General features: G+C 51.0%; 17 protein-coding genes and 1 other RNA gene. 13 read left to right on the top strand and 5 right to left on the bottom strand.

Features of this window, described 5'->3' with window-relative positions; genetic code table 11:
* The first annotated feature begins 18 nt into the window (after positions 1-18).
* The 6 genes from epd (at position 19) to ABEA14_RS10515 (ending at position 6486) form a co-directional block, all read left to right on the top strand.
* On the top strand, positions 19-1074 hold the full coding sequence (epd, locus tag ABEA14_RS10540) for an erythrose-4-phosphate dehydrogenase (protein ID WP_345339954.1): 1056 nt from the start codon (positions 19-21) through the stop codon (positions 1072-1074).
* 10 nt (positions 1075-1084) lie between these two features.
* Complete coding sequence (locus tag ABEA14_RS10535; RefSeq protein ID WP_345339953.1) at positions 1085-2248, top strand: phosphoglycerate kinase; 1164 nt, start codon at positions 1085-1087, stop codon at positions 2246-2248.
* A 131-nt stretch (positions 2249-2379) separates the two neighbouring features.
* Positions 2380-3456 (top strand): class II fructose-bisphosphate aldolase, encoded by a 1077-nt coding sequence (fbaA, locus tag ABEA14_RS10530; protein ID WP_345339952.1) that lies wholly within the window; start codon positions 2380-2382, stop codon positions 3454-3456.
* Between the two features lie 449 nt (positions 3457-3905).
* Positions 3906-4724 (top strand): mechanosensitive ion channel family protein, encoded by an 819-nt coding sequence (locus tag ABEA14_RS10525; RefSeq protein WP_345339951.1) that lies wholly within the window; start codon positions 3906-3908, stop codon positions 4722-4724.
* A 110-nt stretch (positions 4725-4834) separates the two neighbouring features.
* Complete coding sequence (locus ABEA14_RS10520) at positions 4835-5602, top strand: DUF481 domain-containing protein (protein WP_345339950.1); 768 nt, start codon at positions 4835-4837, stop codon at positions 5600-5602.
* A gap of 134 nt (positions 5603-5736) precedes the next feature.
* A complete protein-coding gene (locus tag ABEA14_RS10515; RefSeq protein ID WP_345339949.1) occupies positions 5737-6486 on the top strand; it encodes a DUF481 domain-containing protein in 750 nt (249 codons plus the stop codon).
* A 104-nt stretch (positions 6487-6590) separates the two neighbouring features.
* Here the strand turns inward: ABEA14_RS10515 and ABEA14_RS10510 are convergent, their stop codons facing one another.
* The 5 genes from ABEA14_RS10510 to ssrS form a co-directional block, all read right to left on the bottom strand.
* Complete coding sequence (locus ABEA14_RS10510; protein WP_345339948.1) at positions 6591-6734, bottom strand: hypothetical protein; 144 nt, start codon at positions 6732-6734, stop codon at positions 6591-6593.
* 757 nt (positions 6735-7491) lie between these two features.
* Positions 7492-8721, bottom strand: a complete 1230-nt coding sequence (gene serA / locus ABEA14_RS10505; RefSeq protein ID WP_345339946.1) for a phosphoglycerate dehydrogenase — start codon at positions 8719-8721, stop codon at positions 7492-7494.
* A 57-nt stretch (positions 8722-8778) separates the two neighbouring features.
* Entirely contained in the window at positions 8779-9441 is a 663-nt protein-coding gene (gene rpiA, locus ABEA14_RS10500) for a ribose-5-phosphate isomerase RpiA (protein WP_345339944.1), read from the bottom strand.
* A 113-nt stretch (positions 9442-9554) separates the two neighbouring features.
* The gene (locus ABEA14_RS10495) at positions 9555-10142 is read right to left on the bottom strand and encodes a 5-formyltetrahydrofolate cyclo-ligase (protein WP_345339943.1); all 588 of its coding nucleotides are present in this window, start codon (positions 10140-10142) and stop codon (positions 9555-9557) included.
* A 22-nt stretch (positions 10143-10164) separates the two neighbouring features.
* Positions 10165-10346: non-coding RNA, 6S RNA (gene ssrS / locus ABEA14_RS10490), on the bottom strand.
* Between the two features lie 169 nt (positions 10347-10515).
* Between ssrS and ABEA14_RS10485 the strand changes: the two genes are divergently transcribed.
* From ABEA14_RS10485 to gcvH, 7 genes are all read left to right on the top strand, one after another.
* Positions 10516-11094, top strand: a complete 579-nt coding sequence (locus ABEA14_RS10485) for a UPF0149 family protein (RefSeq protein WP_345339942.1) — start codon at positions 10516-10518, stop codon at positions 11092-11094.
* Positions 11095-11132: 38 nt separating this feature from the next.
* Positions 11133-12491: a Xaa-Pro aminopeptidase gene (pepP, locus tag ABEA14_RS10480; protein WP_345339941.1), complete on the top strand. Its 1359-nt coding sequence runs from the start codon at positions 11133-11135 to the stop codon at positions 12489-12491.
* Positions 12491-13726 (top strand): 2-octaprenyl-6-methoxyphenyl hydroxylase, encoded by a 1236-nt coding sequence (gene ubiH, locus ABEA14_RS10475; RefSeq protein WP_345339940.1) that lies wholly within the window; start codon positions 12491-12493, stop codon positions 13724-13726. The genes pepP and ubiH overlap by 1 nt, the downstream gene beginning before the upstream one ends.
* Entirely contained in the window at positions 13723-14925 is a 1203-nt protein-coding gene (locus ABEA14_RS10470; protein WP_345339939.1) for an FAD-dependent oxidoreductase, read from the top strand. The genes ubiH and ABEA14_RS10470 overlap by 4 nt, the downstream gene beginning before the upstream one ends.
* A gap of 84 nt (positions 14926-15009) precedes the next feature.
* The gene (locus ABEA14_RS10465; protein ID WP_345339938.1) at positions 15010-15555 is read left to right on the top strand and encodes an acyloxyacyl hydrolase; all 546 of its coding nucleotides are present in this window, start codon (positions 15010-15012) and stop codon (positions 15553-15555) included.
* A 205-nt stretch (positions 15556-15760) separates the two neighbouring features.
* Positions 15761-16855: a glycine cleavage system aminomethyltransferase GcvT gene (gcvT, locus tag ABEA14_RS10460; RefSeq protein WP_345339937.1), complete on the top strand. Its 1095-nt coding sequence runs from the start codon at positions 15761-15763 to the stop codon at positions 16853-16855.
* Between the two features lie 51 nt (positions 16856-16906).
* The gene (gene gcvH, locus ABEA14_RS10455; protein ID WP_345339936.1) at positions 16907-17296 is read left to right on the top strand and encodes a glycine cleavage system protein GcvH; all 390 of its coding nucleotides are present in this window, start codon (positions 16907-16909) and stop codon (positions 17294-17296) included.
* Positions 17297-17351 lie beyond the last annotated feature (55 nt).

Here is a 17351-nt window from a genome sequence, read left to right as displayed (position 1 = left end):
ACATTCTGTCGCAACGCTATGACGATAAGAGTGGCGATTAATGGCTATGGCCGCATCGGCCGTAGCGTGTTGCGCGCCTTGTATGAGCGCAACGAACAAGATATCAAAGTGGTCGCGATTAATGAGCTGGCCGATGCTGATGGCATTGCCCACCTAACGCGCTACGACACTACCCATGGCCGTTTCTCTGAGTCTGTTGAACTGACAGAGCAGGGCTTAAGAGTAGGTGATGATGATATCGCCCTGTTCCAGCAAGCTGATATCTCTCAGTTGCCATGGGACCAGTTGGGCGTTGATATCGTTTTTGAATGTACCGGTAGTTTCAACCGTCGCGGCCATGCCCAGATGCATCTGGATGCGGGCGCCAAGAAAGTGCTGTTTTCACAGCCAGCGCGTAAAGAAGCCGATGTAGATGCCACAGTGATTTGGGGCGTTAACCATGATGTGCTTGAACCAGAGCACACCATTATCTCCAACGGTAGCTGCACCACCAACTGTATTGTTCCTGTCATTAAGTTGCTGGATGATGCGTTTGGCATTGAGTCGGGCGCGATAACGACGATACACTCGGCAATGAATGATCAGCCGGTGATCGATGCGTATCACCCTGATCTGCGACGTACCCGTGCCGCTGGACATTCGATTATTCCTGTCGATACTAAACTGTCGGCAGGGGTTGAACGCATTTTGCCGAAGTTTGCCGGACGATTTGAAGCGATTGCGGTGCGAGTACCGACAATAAACGTCACGGCGATGGATCTATCGGTCACGGTTCACAAGAAAGTGACGATCCGTGATGTAAATCAATTACTACAAAATGCGGCTAAGGGAGAATTCTCCCAAATCCTGTCATATACTGACGAACCATTGGTATCAGCTGACTTTAACCACGATCCACACTCATCGATTGTGGATGGAACACAAACCAGAGTTAGCCACCATCATTTGATCAAATTACTAGTTTGGTGCGACAACGAATGGGGCTTCGCAAACCGGATGATTGATACAGCCCGGTCTATAATGAATGCGGTCTCACAAACTCAACCTGATTCACTTAACTTCAGTCGAACTTAGAGGAACCACCATGTCTGTTATAAAAATGACTGATCTGGAGCTGGCCGGCAAACGTGTACTAATCCGTGCCGATCTCAACGTACCTGTTAAAGAAGGTAAAGTTACTTCAGATGCTCGTATCCTGGCATCACTGCCTACCATCAAATTGGCACTGGAAGCAGGTGCAAAAGTGATGGTGACCTCTCACCTGGGTCGTCCTACCGAAGGCGAGTACGCTGAAGAGTTCTCTCTGAAGCCAGTTGTTGACTACTTGGTAGCAGCACTGGACGCGCCTGTTCGTCTGGCGAAAGATTACCTGGAAGGCGTTGAAGTAGCTGCTGGTGAGCTGGTAGTTCTGGAAAACGTTCGCTTCAACAAAGGTGAGAAGAAGAACGAAGAAGGTCTGGCTAAGCAGTACGCAGCACTGTGTGACGTATTCGTAATGGACGCGTTCGGTACTGCCCACCGCGCACAGGGCTCTACTCACGGTGTTGCTCAGTACGCACCTGTTGCTTGTGCTGGTCCTCTGCTGGCTGGCGAGCTGGATGCACTGGGTAAAGCAATGGCTAACCCTGAGCGCCCAATGGTTGCTATCGTTGGTGGTTCTAAAGTATCTACCAAACTGACTGTTCTTGAGTCTCTGTCAAAAGTTGCTGACCAGCTGGTTGTTGGTGGTGGTATCGCAAACACCTTCATCGCTGCTGCAGGCCACAACGTTGGTAAGTCTCTGTACGAAGCTGACCTTATCCCTACAGCGAAGAAGCTGATGGAAGAGTGCTCAATCCCAGTTGCAACTGATGTTGCCTGTGCCAAAGCTTTCGACGAAAATGCAGAAGCTGAGATCAAAGACGTGAGCGAAGTTGCTGACGACGATATGATCTTCGACCTGGGTCCTAACTCTACTGCTGAGTTGGCTGCGATCCTAAAAGATGCCAAGACCATTCTTTGGAACGGTCCAGTAGGCGTATTCGAGTTCAAGAACTTCGAAGCGGGTACTAAGGGTATCTCTGAAGCAATCGCTTCAAGCGCTGGCTTCTCTGTTGCTGGTGGTGGTGACACCCTGGCTGCTATCGACCAGTTCGGTATTAAAGCAGATGTATCTTACATCTCTACTGGTGGCGGTGCCTTCCTTGAGTTTGTAGAAGGTAAAACGCTTCCAGCCGTTGCGATGCTTGAAGAGCGCGCAAAAGGCTAAATGCGATAGGACGGGCGTAAATGCCCGTCTTTTGCTGTGTTCCTGCTACATTTGATAGCAATTAACAAGGTGATGGAACTGAATCGCCGCTAGGGAACACTAAGAAATGAATCTTAATTAGGAAATTTGTCATGTCTAAGATCTTTGATGCAGTAAAGCCGGGCGTTATCTCTGGTGACGACGTACAGAAAGTTTTCGAAATCGCTAAAGAGAACAAGTTTGCTCTGCCAGCAGTTAACGTAGTTAACACCGACACCATCAATGGTGTTCTGGAAGCAGCTGCAAAAGTTAAGTCTCCAGTTGTTGTTCAGTTCTCTAACGGTGGTGCTGCTTACTTCGCTGGTAAAGGCCTGAAACTGGAAGGTCAGGAAGCACAAATCAAAGGTGCTGTTGCTGGTGCTAAGTACGTTCACGCTATCGCTGAGACTTATGGCGTTCCTGTGATCATGCACACTGACCACGCAGCTAAGAAACTGCTGCCTTGGATCGACGGCCTGTTGGACGCGGGTGAAGAGTTCTTCGCTCAAACTGGTAAGCCTCTGTTCTCTTCTCACATGATTGACCTGTCTGAAGAGTCTCTGGAAGAGAACATCGAGATCTGTGGTAAGTACCTGGAGCGCATGGCTAAGATGGGCATGACTCTGGAAATCGAACTGGGTTGTACTGGTGGTGAAGAAGACGGCGTAGACAACACTGATATGGATCAGTCTGAGCTGTACACTACTCCAGAAGACGTAGCTTACGCTTACGAGAAGCTGAACGCGATCAGCCCTCGTTTCACTATCGCTGCTTCTTTCGGTAACGTACACGGTGTATACAAGCCTGGTAACGTTGTTCTGACTCCGACTATCCTGCGTGATTCTCAGATTCACTGCTCAGAGAAATTCGGTATCCCAGCTAACTCTCTGAACTTCGTATTCCACGGTGGTTCAGGTTCTAGCGAAGCTGAGATCCAAGAGTCTATCTCTTACGGTGTTATCAAAATGAACATCGATACTGATACTCAGTGGGCTAACTGGGAAGGTATCAAGAACTTCTACGAGTCTAAGAAAGACTACCTGCAGGGCCAGATCGGTAACCCTGAAGGTGAAGACGCACCAAACAAGAAGTACTACGACCCACGTGTATGGCTGCGTGAAGCGCAAGCCAACATGGTTACGCGTCTTGAAAAAGCATTCGCTGACCTGAACGCGATCGACGTACTGTAATCGCTGAGCTTTTATAAGCTTCTAAAAACCCGCCATCCGGCGGGTTTTTTATGTTCAGGACGAACGGTATGTCACGGGTGCATGGACGCACAGGAGTGACGATGTTCAGGACGAACGGTCGAAAATTGCTCCTGCATTTTCGACATTTCCGCCGTCCATGGCGGTCGTATTCCGCGGGCACACGGGCGCACAGGAGTGACGATGTACAGGAAGAACGGTCGAAAATTGCTCCAGTGCTTATCTATGTTTCGCAGCAACCTAACCCCCTTCACTTTAGTCGTTTCCCCCTGAATAGAAGGCCTGGCTTTGGTCATCTGACATTGATGTTTTGGTTTGTCACACTCCACCGCTATAGTTAACCCAAGCCCGAGATAGAGCAGTACGAGGTGAATGTTAGAGTCTGTGACTCTAGTGGAAAATAAAAAACGATTCAGAAGGGAGCGTGCTCCATGGAACAGATCGAAGTCCTGATCAAAGATGGTCAGCCCATGCTGCTGACATTCGCCACCAATGTAGTCCTTGCCATTATTATCTTTTTTATCGGTCGGATGGTTTCCGGCTGGTTACGTGGATTGGTTGAGAAGATGATGAAGGCAAGGGGCATGGAAGCCACTCTCATAGGTTTTGTTGGGAATCTGGTTTACTACGCCGCATTAACTTTCACCATCATCATCACTCTTGCTCAGTTGGGCATAGAAACTACCTCTTTTGCCGCTGTGATTGCAGCTGCTGGTCTGGCGATTGGTTTGGCACTGCAGGGCAGCCTATCTAACTTCGCAGCCGGTGTATTGATCGTCGGCTTTCGCCCATTCAGTAAAGGCGATTTTGTTGAAGCCGGTGGTGTGTCAGGCGCGGTTGAGTCTATCCAAATTTTCTCAACAGTACTGAAAACCCCCGACAATAAAGTCATTGTGGTACCTAATGCTCAGGTCATGGGTGGAGCTATCACCAACTACAGTCGTGAAGCCAAACGTCGCGTCGATCTGGTGATTGGTGTTTCGTACGGTGCTGATTTAGCCCAGGCGAAATCTATTGCCGAAAAAGTGATGTCTGAGCACCCATTGGTGATTAATGAAGACGGTTTCACATTAGGCGTAGCAGCGCTTGCTGACTCTTCCGTTAACCTGGCAATTCGTTGCTGGGTGAATACACCTGATTACTGGACCGTATTCTTCGACCTGAATGAGCAGATTAAGAAAGCCTATGATGAAGCCGGTGTGGAGATCCCATTCCCACAGATGGACCTAAATATGAAGCAGGCTTCGTAGACGTACTATCTGCAATCTCATGCTAGAGCTGAGCTGGGTAAACGTGCATAATCGACACGTTTACTCAGTCCATGCTGGCTGAGGTTTTTATCTTCCAGTTTGGTGTACCAATGAAGTTTCTCACTGCCTTTGCTCTCGTTTTCGTTGTCTCTTTTGCCGCGCCCGCGTTTGCAGATATTGATTGGGATGAAAAGGAACTGACCGAAGAAGAGCTGATCAAACGTGGTTTTGCTGGTGGCGTTGAACTGGGGTTCAACATGACTACGGGTAACACTGAAACCACTACCTACCGCTCAAAAATCGATGTTGATCATTTCCTTATTGGTTGGCGAAACAATTACGTATTCGAAACCGACTACAAAGAAGATGACGATGAGGTGAAAGAGGAACGTTACTTCGCGTCTGCTCAGGGTAACCGACAGTGGGCCTTTGCTATCAATAGCTATACCTTCTATCGATACAGTTATGAGAACGATCGATTCAACGGTATGGAGGACGCGAATACCATTTCGGTGGGTTACGGTCAGCGGGTTCTGGAAACCGACAGCATGTTCCTCGATTTGGAAGGTGGTCCTGGTTATCGTACTAATGATGCGAAAGACAAGAATGATGAAATGATTGCTCGTGTCGCAGGCAATTACAGCTGGGATATCAGTGAAACCTCAAAATTTACCCAGCGCTTGAGTTCAGAGATTGGTGAAGATAACGTAGTCACCCGTTCTGAAACCGCCATAACCGCAAGCATTATTGGTTCACTGGCGATGAAAGCTTCTTTTACTGTAACTCATCAGACTGCGCCGACGGTTGATGAGGAAGACGACGAAGAGTTGTCGAAGACGGATACCAGAACTGCCGTGACACTGCTCTATAGCTTCTAAAAAGACTCCTCGAGTACCGCGCATAGTTGGTAATCTCTGATTGCCAAAGGCTGTTGTGTGGGTAACATAGAATCTAGGTTTTTATTGATTATTATGTTCGTTCGGGGGAGAGGTTGTTCAGGCGCATTTTGGCAGTGAGTTTGTCACTCTTCTCACTCTGCTCTTTCCCTACTCATGCCGATCTCTGGTCACCACTGGATGACGAATACAGTGATGAGGAGTTATCGCGTCGGGGTTTTGCCGGTTCCGTTGAGGTAGGTCTTAACAACTCCACCGGTAATACAGAAACCACCAGCTATCGCAGCCGTATCGAAGTCGATCACTTTATGATTGGTTGGCGCAATAATTATGCGTTTGAGTCTGATTTCAAGAAAGATGATGAGTCAACATCTCAAGAGCGTTACAAGTTTACTCTGAAGACCCAGCGAGAATGGAACGATTTAGAGTACACGTTTGGTTTGGCTGACTACGAAAATGATCGCTTTAATGGCCTACGTGATTTGATCACCGTATCGGCAGGTTATGGCTGGCGAGCATGGCAGGCCGATATCGCCTATCTCGATTTGGAAGCCGGCCCAGGTTACCGCCGAAATGATGTAGAAAAAGATCAACGAGAGTTTATTTCCCGACTGGCTGCCAAACTCGAGTGGCAGATCAGTGATACCGCCACCTTTGCTGAAGTGTTCTCTTCTGAAATTGGTCAGGAGAACACCATTACCCGTTCCGACACATCCCTTAGTGCTTCTTTGATCGGTCAGATGCTGCTGAAGCTAAGTTTCTCCTTTGTACATCAGACCAACCCGATTAATGACGATGGGCTATTTGATGAAACGCTAGAGACGTTGGATACCCGGACCAGTTTGACGTTGTTGTATCGTTTCTGAACACTTTCTCCGTTAAAAAAACTGATAGGCGACTTGAACTAACTCTTGAAACCATAAGTGTGCTTATATTCCCTATTTTTTAATAGAGCTCTGATTTGGCACCCTTAGTTAGGGACTTGCTCGCCCAAGGCCCTAACAACATTCTCTACTGGTGTAGCCTGCGCCCCCACCAAGCGCTGTTCACTTCCCTTAACCAGCTCTGCTGGCGGCACACAAAGACAGCACTTCCCTGTGCTGACTTTGTTCACTCGGCGTCCTGCCTCGTGACCTTGCATAGCTGTTACGGTCAGTGCGCTTGAAGGGGGAATTACTCCGTAGTTAGCTACGGGACACTTCCCCCCTCTATGTGCCCGTAGCGAGCCCAAGAATCGACGTGAAGATGGGCAAGGATGCCCATCTTAGGCTCGTTAAACAGGGACGTTTATCGAGCCGTTAGTGTAGGGGCTGGTGACCTTTAGCGGGTGTTTTTGCAGCAAACAGTTGGGGATTTAGGCAAGGCAGAGGTGGCGAAGTTGAGTGGGTCTCAATAAGCTGCCGATAACGTAGAATAAATCCCCAACTGATGCTGCCCCTTTTTTCGAGGAGATGGGGTTCGTCGAAACGCACTTTCGCTGCGTCATTCGTTACTTGCTTAGCTCACTAAGCTACGCAACTCATTTCTTGCTCAATTGCGCGTTTCGTTCGAACAACACTCATACGCCAAAGGCCACCAGACCCTATGCCGGTGAAAGCGAAGGATAAGCACATAGTTGGGGCGCACTCTCTGCCGGTAAAGAGTGGTTGTCAGGGAGTGAAGGCGTATTCACTCCCTGACTTGGGCGCTGAAATCCAATTTTAATTCAGAAAAATGAAAGTAAGCGCCCGAAATCCTTTATTAATTGGTTGGGCTGGCGGGAATTCAGTTTTGAATTAAAGAAGCCACTGTATAGAACCCAATAGTAAACAAGGCAGCAACAAAAAAGCCCTGCATCGCAGGGCTTTTCTTAATCCAGCAAAAGCTAAATCCTAGTGCAGGATACGGCAGCGGATGGTGCCATCAATCGCTTTCAGTTCCGCCAGTGCTACATCAGCCTGCTCGGTGTCGATTTCGATAACCACATAACCGATATCAGCGGTTGTTTGCAGGTACTGTGCGGCAACGTTGATGCCTTTCGCTGCAAACGCTTGGTTGATTTGGTTGATCACGCCAGGCTGGTTGTGGTGGATGTGAAGCAGACGGCTGCAGCCTTCGTGCTCTGGCAGTGATACTTCTGGGAAGTTAACTGCAGACAGGGTAGAGCCGTTGTCACTGTACTTGGCCAGTTTACCTGCTACCTCGATGCCGATGTTTTCCTGTGCTTCCTGGGTGCTACCACCTACGTGTGGTGTCAGGATCACGTTGTCGAACTCGCGCAGCGGTGATTCAAACTCTTCGCCGTTGGCTTTCGGTTCAACCGGGAATACGTCGATGGCTGCACCTGAGATTTTCTTCTCACGCAGTGCTGCACACAGGTCATCAATCTCAACGACAGTGCCGCGTGCGGCGTTGATCAGGATGGCGCCGTCTTTCATCTGAGACAGTTGCTCAGCACCAAACATATATTTGGTTTGCGGCGTTTCTGGTACGTGCAGAGAAACAACATCTGCAAGGCCCAGCAGCTCTTCCATGCTGGCCACCTGATTGGCGTTACCCAATGGCAGTTTGGTTTCGATATCGTAGAAGTACACCTTCATGCCGATAGTTTCAGCCAGAATACCCAGCTGGGTACCAATGTGGCCGTAACCTATGATGCCCAGGTTTTTGCCACGCGCTTCGTAGCTGCCGATAGCGCTCTTATCCCACTCACCACGGTGCGCTTTGGCGTTACGCTCTGGTACGCCACGGAACAACAGCAGGATTTCGCCCAGAACTAATTCGGCAACACTACGGGTGTTGGAGAACGGTGCGTTAAATACCGGGATACCACGCTTCTCGGCGGCAGCCAGGTTGACCTGGTTGGTGCCGATGCAGAAGCAGCCGATAGCAACCAGCTTGTCAGCGCATGCCAGCACCTCTTCGGTCAGCTGGGTACGGCTGCGGATACCGATAAAGTGAACATCTTTGATCGCTTCTTTCAGCGCATCTTCGGACAGCGAGCCTTTGTGGTATTCAATGTTTTCGTAACCGGCCGCTTTCAGAACTTCTACTGAGCTCTGGTGTAATCCTTCAAGAAGAAGGATTTTAATCTTGTGCTTGTCTAGCGAAATTTTGCGCATAACGACATCCAACTCTTTACTTTGAAAACTGCTAAAAGCCCTTGCGGGCCATCATGATTAATCCAGAGTGACCTTAGCTACACCCTGTTCGCTACCAACCAGCGCAACATCTGCCGCGCGGCGAGCAAAAATGCCATTAGTAACCACACCCGTGATGTGATTGATCTCTGTTTCCAGTGCCACTGGATCCAGGATATCCAGATTATGAACATCCAGAATGACGTTGCCGTTATCCGTGATAACGCCATCGCGCCAAACCGGGTCACCACCCAGTTTAACCAGCTCACGCGCCACATAGCTGCGAGCCATGGGGATCACTTCAACGGGCAGAGGGAACTTGCCGAGGCGACCAACCTGTTTGCTTTGGTCAACGATACAGACAAACTTCTTCGCCACTGCCGCGACAATCTTTTCGCGAGTCAGTGCGGCACCACCACCTTTAATCATATGCAGGTGTTTGGTGATCTCATCGGCACCATCTACATATAGATCCAGCGGGCCAGCACTGTTCAGATCGAATACTTCGATACCCAGGGACTTCATCTTCTCTGTTGACGCTTCCGAGCTGGAAACGGCTCCCTCGATGTCATCTTTCATTGTTGCCAGCGCATCAATGAAGTGGTTAACCGTGGAGCCCGTGCCTACACCAACAATGGTGCCAGGTTGGACATATTCTAATGCGGCCCAGCCGACCGCTTTTTTCAGTTCGTCTTGCGTCATGTCAGTCCCTGTGTCTGAGTACAGGTTGAAGGAGGCGGAATTATAGCCGAGTATTTCGTCTAGTAGAAGTCTAGACGTCTAAAATAACTTCAGCCTTGTCTGAAACAGGTCGGCTACCACTGCCAAACCTTGTCTGGTGTGGCGATCATCGGCAGTGGCACATCCCACTCTTGCGCCGGTAACGCCTCAACTTGCTGACAATTATGGGCCAGTCCCACGGGGTAGGGAGCCGGATTTGCCTCAGGATGCCAGCGGCTGAGGGTCCGATCGTAAAAGCCGCCACCCATACCCAAACGGTTGCCCTCTGCGTCGAATGCCACCAATGGGCACAGCAATAGGTCCAGTGAGGTCAGGGGAGCAATGGCGGTGGCATCCAGCCGTGGCTCGGGAATACCGTATTGATTGCGGATCAGCAGGGTATTTCTGTCGTAGTGCAGGAACAGCAGGTGGCCCTTGCTGAAAGGGTGAAGCACCGGCAGATAGACGTCACAGCCTTTGTGCCACAGGTGTTGAATTACCGGTTCAGGATCGATTTCGCCATCGTTGGCCAGATAAAGCCCAACGCGATTGGCGTTTTGAAACTGGGGAAGCGACTGTAATTGGCATAGTAACGATTCAGCCGCCAGCCGCTGGTCAGCATCAGAGAGTTGCTGACGTCGTTCTCGAACGTGTTGGCGGATCTGTTGGCGGCTGAGGTTCAAGGCATTCGGGCCTTATTATGAGAAGTTTCCCAGTGTGCCGCTGCGGGTGTCAGCCCTTGAACCCTCCGGTTCAAGGCGGGAAATCTAGCACTACCGTAGGCGTCTCAGTCGAGCTGAGCATGCTCAATAGCAATGACTAAACAACCCTTAAAATGTGGATATCGGCTCAGGGACGTAACCCACTGGCAAACACACCAGGAAAGCTAAAAGCTTAGCATGCGCTGTGGGATCCATTTTCCTCGTGGCAGAGTGCAAGTCAACCTAATTTGCCACTTCTGTGGTCTGTTTGCTCAGGATTAAAGCAGCCAGCGTTGGTCTGTATCCAGGTCAATGCTAAGCTAGCCCCCAAAGAGCTAATATTAACGGTTACCCCATGAGCGCAAGCGCAATTTACGAATTCGAAGAGTTCAACGAGCTGTTGGACAAATTCAAGTTGTTGGCATCGGCCGCAGAAGTGCACGGTGTTATTTCGGGCCTGGTTTGCGGCGGCATTCCACTCGACGGTCGCAGCTGGCGCGCACCACTGGCAGATCTGGTAAACGAAGGGTTTGCGTTGCCGTCCGATCTTGCGGATGCCACCGATCGTGTTTATCAACATGTCTGCCAGGTGCTGGTAGATGAGAGTCTGACGTTTGCCCCGTTGCTGCCCGAAGATGAAGTTGACCTGGCCCAACGTGTTGACGCCATGGCTGATTGGGTTGAAGGGTTCCTGGCGGGTTTTGCCGTTGCCTGTGGTGGATTGGAAAGCGCATCTGACGAGCTCAAAGAGATTATCGCTGATCTGGCTGAACTGTCCCGCGTATCTCTGGGTGATGAGGATGAAGATCCCGATGAAATGGAAGCGGCATTTATTGAGGTAGTCGAGTATCTGCGCGTATCTGCCATCTTCTGTTTCAATGAACTGGGTTATCGCGAAACATCCGCGGCAGAATCAAAACCCCGTTTGCATTAATTGCGTTTGTTTTTAGTTAAGTGCATGAGAGCGTCGTAGTGAGCCAAGTACCTAGCATCCCCCAGTCTGAATTTATCGCCCGCCGTCAGCGTTTCTTTGACCAGATGGCTGACAACAGCGTGGCCGTGTTTGCGGCAGCCCAAGAGCTAACCCGCAGTCGTGATACCGAATTCCTGTTCCGTCAGGACAGCGACTTCTTCTACCTGACCGGGTTTGCTGAACCAGATGCCTTACTGATCCTCAGCAAAGGCCAGAACAAAGGCCAGAGCAAAGGCGAGAGTAACGAAACCAAGCTGCTGTGCCGTAATAAAGACAAGCTGGCGGAGATCTGGCAAGGGCGTCGACTGGGACCAGAAGCGGCAGTCGAAGCGCTGAAGGTTGATGAAGCGTTTGATATTGCAGATGCCAGTGAACAGCTTCGCAAAGCCCTGGATGGCAAACAGCGCGTTTACTTTATTCAGGGTATTTATCCGGAGTTTGACCAACAGATCCTGGCCACCCTGAGCTTACTGCGCAGCGGCCCGAAGAAAGGCTGGAAAGCACCAAAAGAGATCTTCGACGCACGCACGATTTTGCACGAGATGCGCCTGATTAAATCAGAAGCGGAAATAGCCGTGATGCGTGAAGCGGGTGTTATCTCTGCCGATGCCCACCACCGCGCTATGAGGTTCGCAAAAGACGGTGCGACCGAATATCAGCTGGAAGCGGAAATTCACCACGAGTTTGCCATGCGCAGCGCTCGCTCGCCTGCTTACGGCACCATTGTTGGTAGTGGCGACAACGCCTGTATTCTCCATTACACCGAAAACGCCGATGGCCTCAAAGATGGCGACCTGGTACTGATCGATGCCGGCTGTGAGCTGCAGGGTTATGCCGCCGATATCACCCGTACCTTCCCGGTGTCAGGTAAGTTCAGCGAACCGCAACGTAAGCTTTACCAGTTGGTACTGGATGCACAAAAAGCCGCGATGGCCTTGGTCACGCCCGGCAACACCATCAAGCAGGTGGGTGACAAAGCGATTGAAGTACTCACGGCCGGTCTGATAAAGCTGGGCATTCTCGAAGGTGAGCTGGAAACCCTGATCAAAGAGAAAGCCTACGCCGCGTATTACATGCATGGCATTGGCCATTGGCTTGGCCTGGATGTACACGATGTTGGCGAATACAAAGTGGACGATACCGAGCGTCCTTTTGAACCGGGTATGGTGCTGACCATCGAACCGGGTCTGTACATCGCTCTCGATGCCGAAGTCGACGCGCAGTGGCGTGGCACAGGCATTCGTATTGAAGATAACCTGCTGGTGACTAAATCCGGTCACGACAACCTCACCGCCAGCGCTGTGAAAGAGTTGGATCAGGTTGAGCAGATGATGGCCGGGGAAGCGGTTACTGCCTGATGAGTGATGCAGCGTCTCAGTATGACTTGATCATTGTTGGTGCCGGCATGGCCGGCGCCACATTGGCATTGGGTTTACTCGACGAATGCCCACAAATTCGCTTGGCATTGATTGATGGTGCCGCCCCTGAAAGCGACAACCACCCCTCGTTTGATAATCGCGCACTTGCGCTATCAGCCAATACCATTGAACAGCTCAAGGCATGGTCTCTTTGGGGCGCATTGGCAGCCGATGCCGCGCCTATCCAACATATCCAGGTGTCTGATCGCGGCCACTTTGGCGTGACCAACCTTCATGCATCCGAGCAAAGCTCTTCTAGCCAAGGCCAGCCTAGCTTTGGCCATGTGCTGGAAGTCAGCAGTGTTGGTGCAGTGGTCACTCAGCGTTTGCAGCAACAATCCCAAGTCGACCTGTTCGCACCCGCCAAAGTCTCTGAACTCAAGCAACAGCAGGATCAGGTTCAGTTGCAGCTGGACAACGGCAAGCAGCTAACCGCCAAATTGCTGGTGGTAGCAGATGGTGGTCGCTCCCATACCCGCGAGTTATTGGGTATCGGCGTGCGACGCAGTGCCTATGAACAAAGCGCAGTGATTGCCAATCTGGAGTTTGAACAGCCACACAATGGCTGGGCATACGAACGTTTTACCGACACAGGCCCCATGGCCTTGCTGCCTATGTCCGGCGGTCGCACTTCATTGGTGTGGTGCCTGGGCCATGAGCAGGCCAAACAGATCGCCGAATTAGATGACCAAGCCTTTATCAAAGCCTTGCAGCCGGTGGCAGGTTATCGTTTAGGTCGATTGAAAAAAGCCGGTGTGCGAGACGTGTATCCACTGCAATTGATGCAGAGTGAACAGCTTATTCATCATCGCGCGGTTGTTTTGGGCAATGCTGCCCATGCGCTGCACCCCATCGCAGGACAGGGTTTTAATCTGGCAATGCGCGATATTCAAACCCTGGTCAGGGTGGTTGCTGACAGCTGGCGCGAACAAACTGATATCGGCCTGCATGGCGTGTTAAAACATTACCGCGATGGCCGAGAGGCAGATATCAATCAGGTGGTGAATTTCACAGATGGCCTGTGCCGTTTGTTCTCCAATAATGCCCGATCCATGGCGCTGCTGCGAAGCACCGGACTGGCGGCGCTGCAATGGCTGCCATCATTGCAGGCACCTCTGACACAGCTGGGCATGGGCCTTGGCCGTGTTGAACCTCTTTCTGGAAACACATTATGAGTAGTTACGATCTGATCGTTGTGGGTGGTGGTATGGTCGGCCTGAGTCTGGCCGCCGCATTGGCTGATACCCCACTGCGGGTGGCTGTGATAGATAAAGGCCAACCGCCGGTCGGCCAAGCTTCAGATAACGATCAAAGTAGCTATACCAATCGTGTCAGCGCACTAAACCATAACAGCGAACAGTTTTTGCGTGACATCGGTGCCTGGCAGCATATTGCACCGGCACGATTGAGCCCTTACCAGCAGATGAGCGTGTGGGAAAAAGACAGTTTTGCCCGTATCGGCTTTGCGGCTGATGAATTAGCCATGAGTCACCTGGGCCATATTGTCGAAAACAGTCATATCTGTGCTGGCCTGTATCAAGCGGTGAAACAAGCCGCCAATGTCGATCTGCTATACGGCGTAGCGCCGAAAAAGCTGCGCCTCAGTGAGCGAGAAGCCTGGCTGCTGTTGGATGACGATGAACCTGTTTCAGCACCACTGATGGTGGCGGGCGACGGTGCCCACTCCTGGCTGCGTCAGCAGGCCCGCCTGCCGCTGACATTCTGGGATTATGACCACCACGCACTGGTCGCCACAATCAAAACCGATCTGCCACACAGCCACACCGCTTATCAGATCTTCACACCTGATGGCCCGCTGGCTTTTTTGCCACTGCCGGAAGATAACCTCTGCTCCATTGTCTGGTCACTGCCGCCAGAGTTAGCCAAACAGCATGGCCAGGCATCTGAAGCCGAGTTTAATAAACAGCTGGCCACTGCTTTTGATATGAAGCTGGGGCTTTGTGAGCTACAGGGCGAACGAGCCGTGATACCGCTGACCATGCGTTATGCCCGCAATTGGAGCTGCGATCGTGTGGTTCTGATGGGGGACGCTGCCCATACTATTCATCCGCTGGCAGGGCAGGGCGTTAACCTCGGCTTTCAGGACGCCAAAGCACTGGCAAAACACCTGCTGGCGTTGGCGGATGGCAATAAAGATATCGGCTTGCGACAGAACCTGCGCGCCTACGAACGTGAACGCAAGGCCGAAACCGTTGCCATGATCGCTGCAATGGAAGGGATCAAACGCCTGTTCAGCAACGACATCCCACCGCTGAAACTATTGCGTGGTGTCGGTATGCGCGTGGCCGATGAGTTAACACCGCTCAAACAGCAATTAGCGAAGCTCGCCATTGAAGGTGTGCCCAGCCCCTAATAAATAGCATTTAATATTTTTCTATATCTCATAGGTGTGCTTTAGTTAATCAAGCGTATCAATAAGTTATAGGGAGATATAGGCATGCTGCGAGCGTCAGGGTGTTTGGTTGCTTGTTTATCTGCTGCAGTACTGGTGCCTTCAGCCTACGCTGAGGACGAAACCACCTTCGACCTGCTCGGCCTCGGTGCCCGATACGGTATCTCCGACTACAGTAATAGCCACGAAGAAGAGTTGATGGCGGTGTATGCCAACCTCTCCACGCCCTGGAACTGGTCCTGGGATAGCGGCTGGCACTTCAATACAGAAATTATGTCCATGGGCGGTATTTACGAGATCAACGGTCACGATATGTGGCATGTGGCCATAGGTCCCAACTTCCGCTGGTTCAAGGACGATTTCCCTCTTCATCTGCAGTTTGGTATTGCACCTACGTACCTGGATTCACCCGAAGCCCCCCATTTTGATGCTGGTGGTGAACTACATTTTACGTCTCACCTCGGTGTCGTATTTGAAGCCCATAGAAACTGGCATCTGGGATTAACCTTCCAGCACACCTCTAACGCAGATACCAATAAGTACAATCCCGGTATTGATGTGCTTTCCATAGACGTTTCATATCGGTTTTAGAGCGAGTGTTAGACCAAGCCTGAGCTCAGGCTGGGGCCCCAAAATGTCACTTCAAATTTTTAGAGCCCCAAAATGGTGAGCCTGTCGCCGCCGCTTTACAGTTTTGATACAGGTCAAAGCAATCTCTGCTCTATTAGGTATTTCTCAGGCGTAATCTGGCGGGTATAATCCGCCCCCATCTCATCCCCCGGCCGGAGACATCTCAATGCCGCAAAAAACTGTATTGTTTGATAAGCACTTAGCATCCAACGCAAAGATGGTTGATTTTTATGGCTGGGAGATGCCAATCAACTACGGTTCACAAATCGAAGAGCACCACGCCGTTCGCCAAGACGCCGGTATGTTCGATGTTTCTCACATGACCATTGTTGATCTTAAAGGCGCACGTGTTCGCGACTTCCTCCGTTTTCTTCTCGCCAACGACGTCGCCAAACTGAAAACGCCGGGCAAAGCCCTTTACACCGCCATGTGTACGCCTGAAGCCGGTGTGATTGATGACCTGATTGTTTACTACCTGGCAGATGACTGGTTCCGCCTGGTGGTTAACTCAGCGACCCGTGAAAAAGACCTAGCGTGGATCAACAAACAAGCAGACGCATTCAACGTTGCAGTAAGCGAGCGCCCAGAGTTATCCATGATCGCCGTGCAGGGCCCGGAAGCCAAAGCCAAAGCCGCTACCGTATTCAGCGATGAGCAAAACACCATGGTCGACGGCATGAAACCATTCTTTGGTGTGCAGGCAGGTGATCTGTTTATTGCCACCACAGGGTACACCGGTGAAGCCGGATACGAGATCGTGGTACCTGAAGCACAAGCGGAAGACTTGTGGCAGAAGCTGCTGGATGCCGGTGTACGTCCTTGCGGCTTGGGTGCCCGTGACACATTGCGCTTAGAAGCAGGCATGAACCTGTATGGTCAGGATATGGATGAAACCGTATCCCCACTGGCGGCAAACATGGGCTGGACCGTCGCCCTTGAGCCTAGCGACCGTGATTTTATCGGCCGCGCCGTACTCGAAACACAAAAAGCCGAAGGCACCGAAGAACTGGTTGGCCTGCTGCTGGAAACCAAAGGCGTACTGCGCGCTGGCATGGCGGTGAAAGTGAAAGCCACCGACGGTTCAGAGCATACTGGCATCACCACATCGGGAACCTTCTCGCCTACGCTGAGTCAAGGTATTGCATTGGCCCGTATTCCTTCAGTTGAAGTCGCTGAAGTTGAAGTGGAAATGCGCAAAAAGTGGGTTACAGTAAAACTGGTTCCGCCTGTCTTTGTTCGTAACGGTAAGCCAGTGGTATAACGGTCAAAAGCATTAGTTATTTGAAGTATAAATATCCAGAGGGAAGAGAAGATGAGTAACGTGCCGAGTGAACTTAAGTACACCGCCACTCATGAATGGGTTCGTAAAGAAGCCGACGGTACCTGCTTCGTAGGTATCACAGAGCATGCACAAGAGCTGCTGGGCGATATGGTATTCGTCGAGCTGCCGGAAGTGGAAGACGAAGTAGCCGCTGGCGACGACGTTGCCGTGTGTGAATCAGTAAAAGCCGCCTCAGACATCTATTCACCTATCTCAGGTGTGATCGTTGCCGTTAACGAAGATCTGGAAGGCACCCCAGAGCAGGTCAACAACGACCCGTTCGGCGACGGCTGGATCTTCCAGATCAAGCCAAGCGAGCCAGAAGAGCTGGACGATCTGCTGAGCGCTGAAGATTACGCCAACACGCTCGACGAAGATTAATTAGTAATACGCTTAACCAGGCCTCGGCATTTTGCCGGGGCCTGTCTTTTTTAAC

Origin of the sequence: Corallincola platygyrae, assembly GCF_039544265.1 — a bacterium.
Lineage (GTDB): Bacteria > Pseudomonadota > Gammaproteobacteria > Enterobacterales > Neiellaceae > Corallincola > Corallincola platygyrae.
This window is presented reverse-complemented; position numbering and strand designations above follow the sequence as displayed.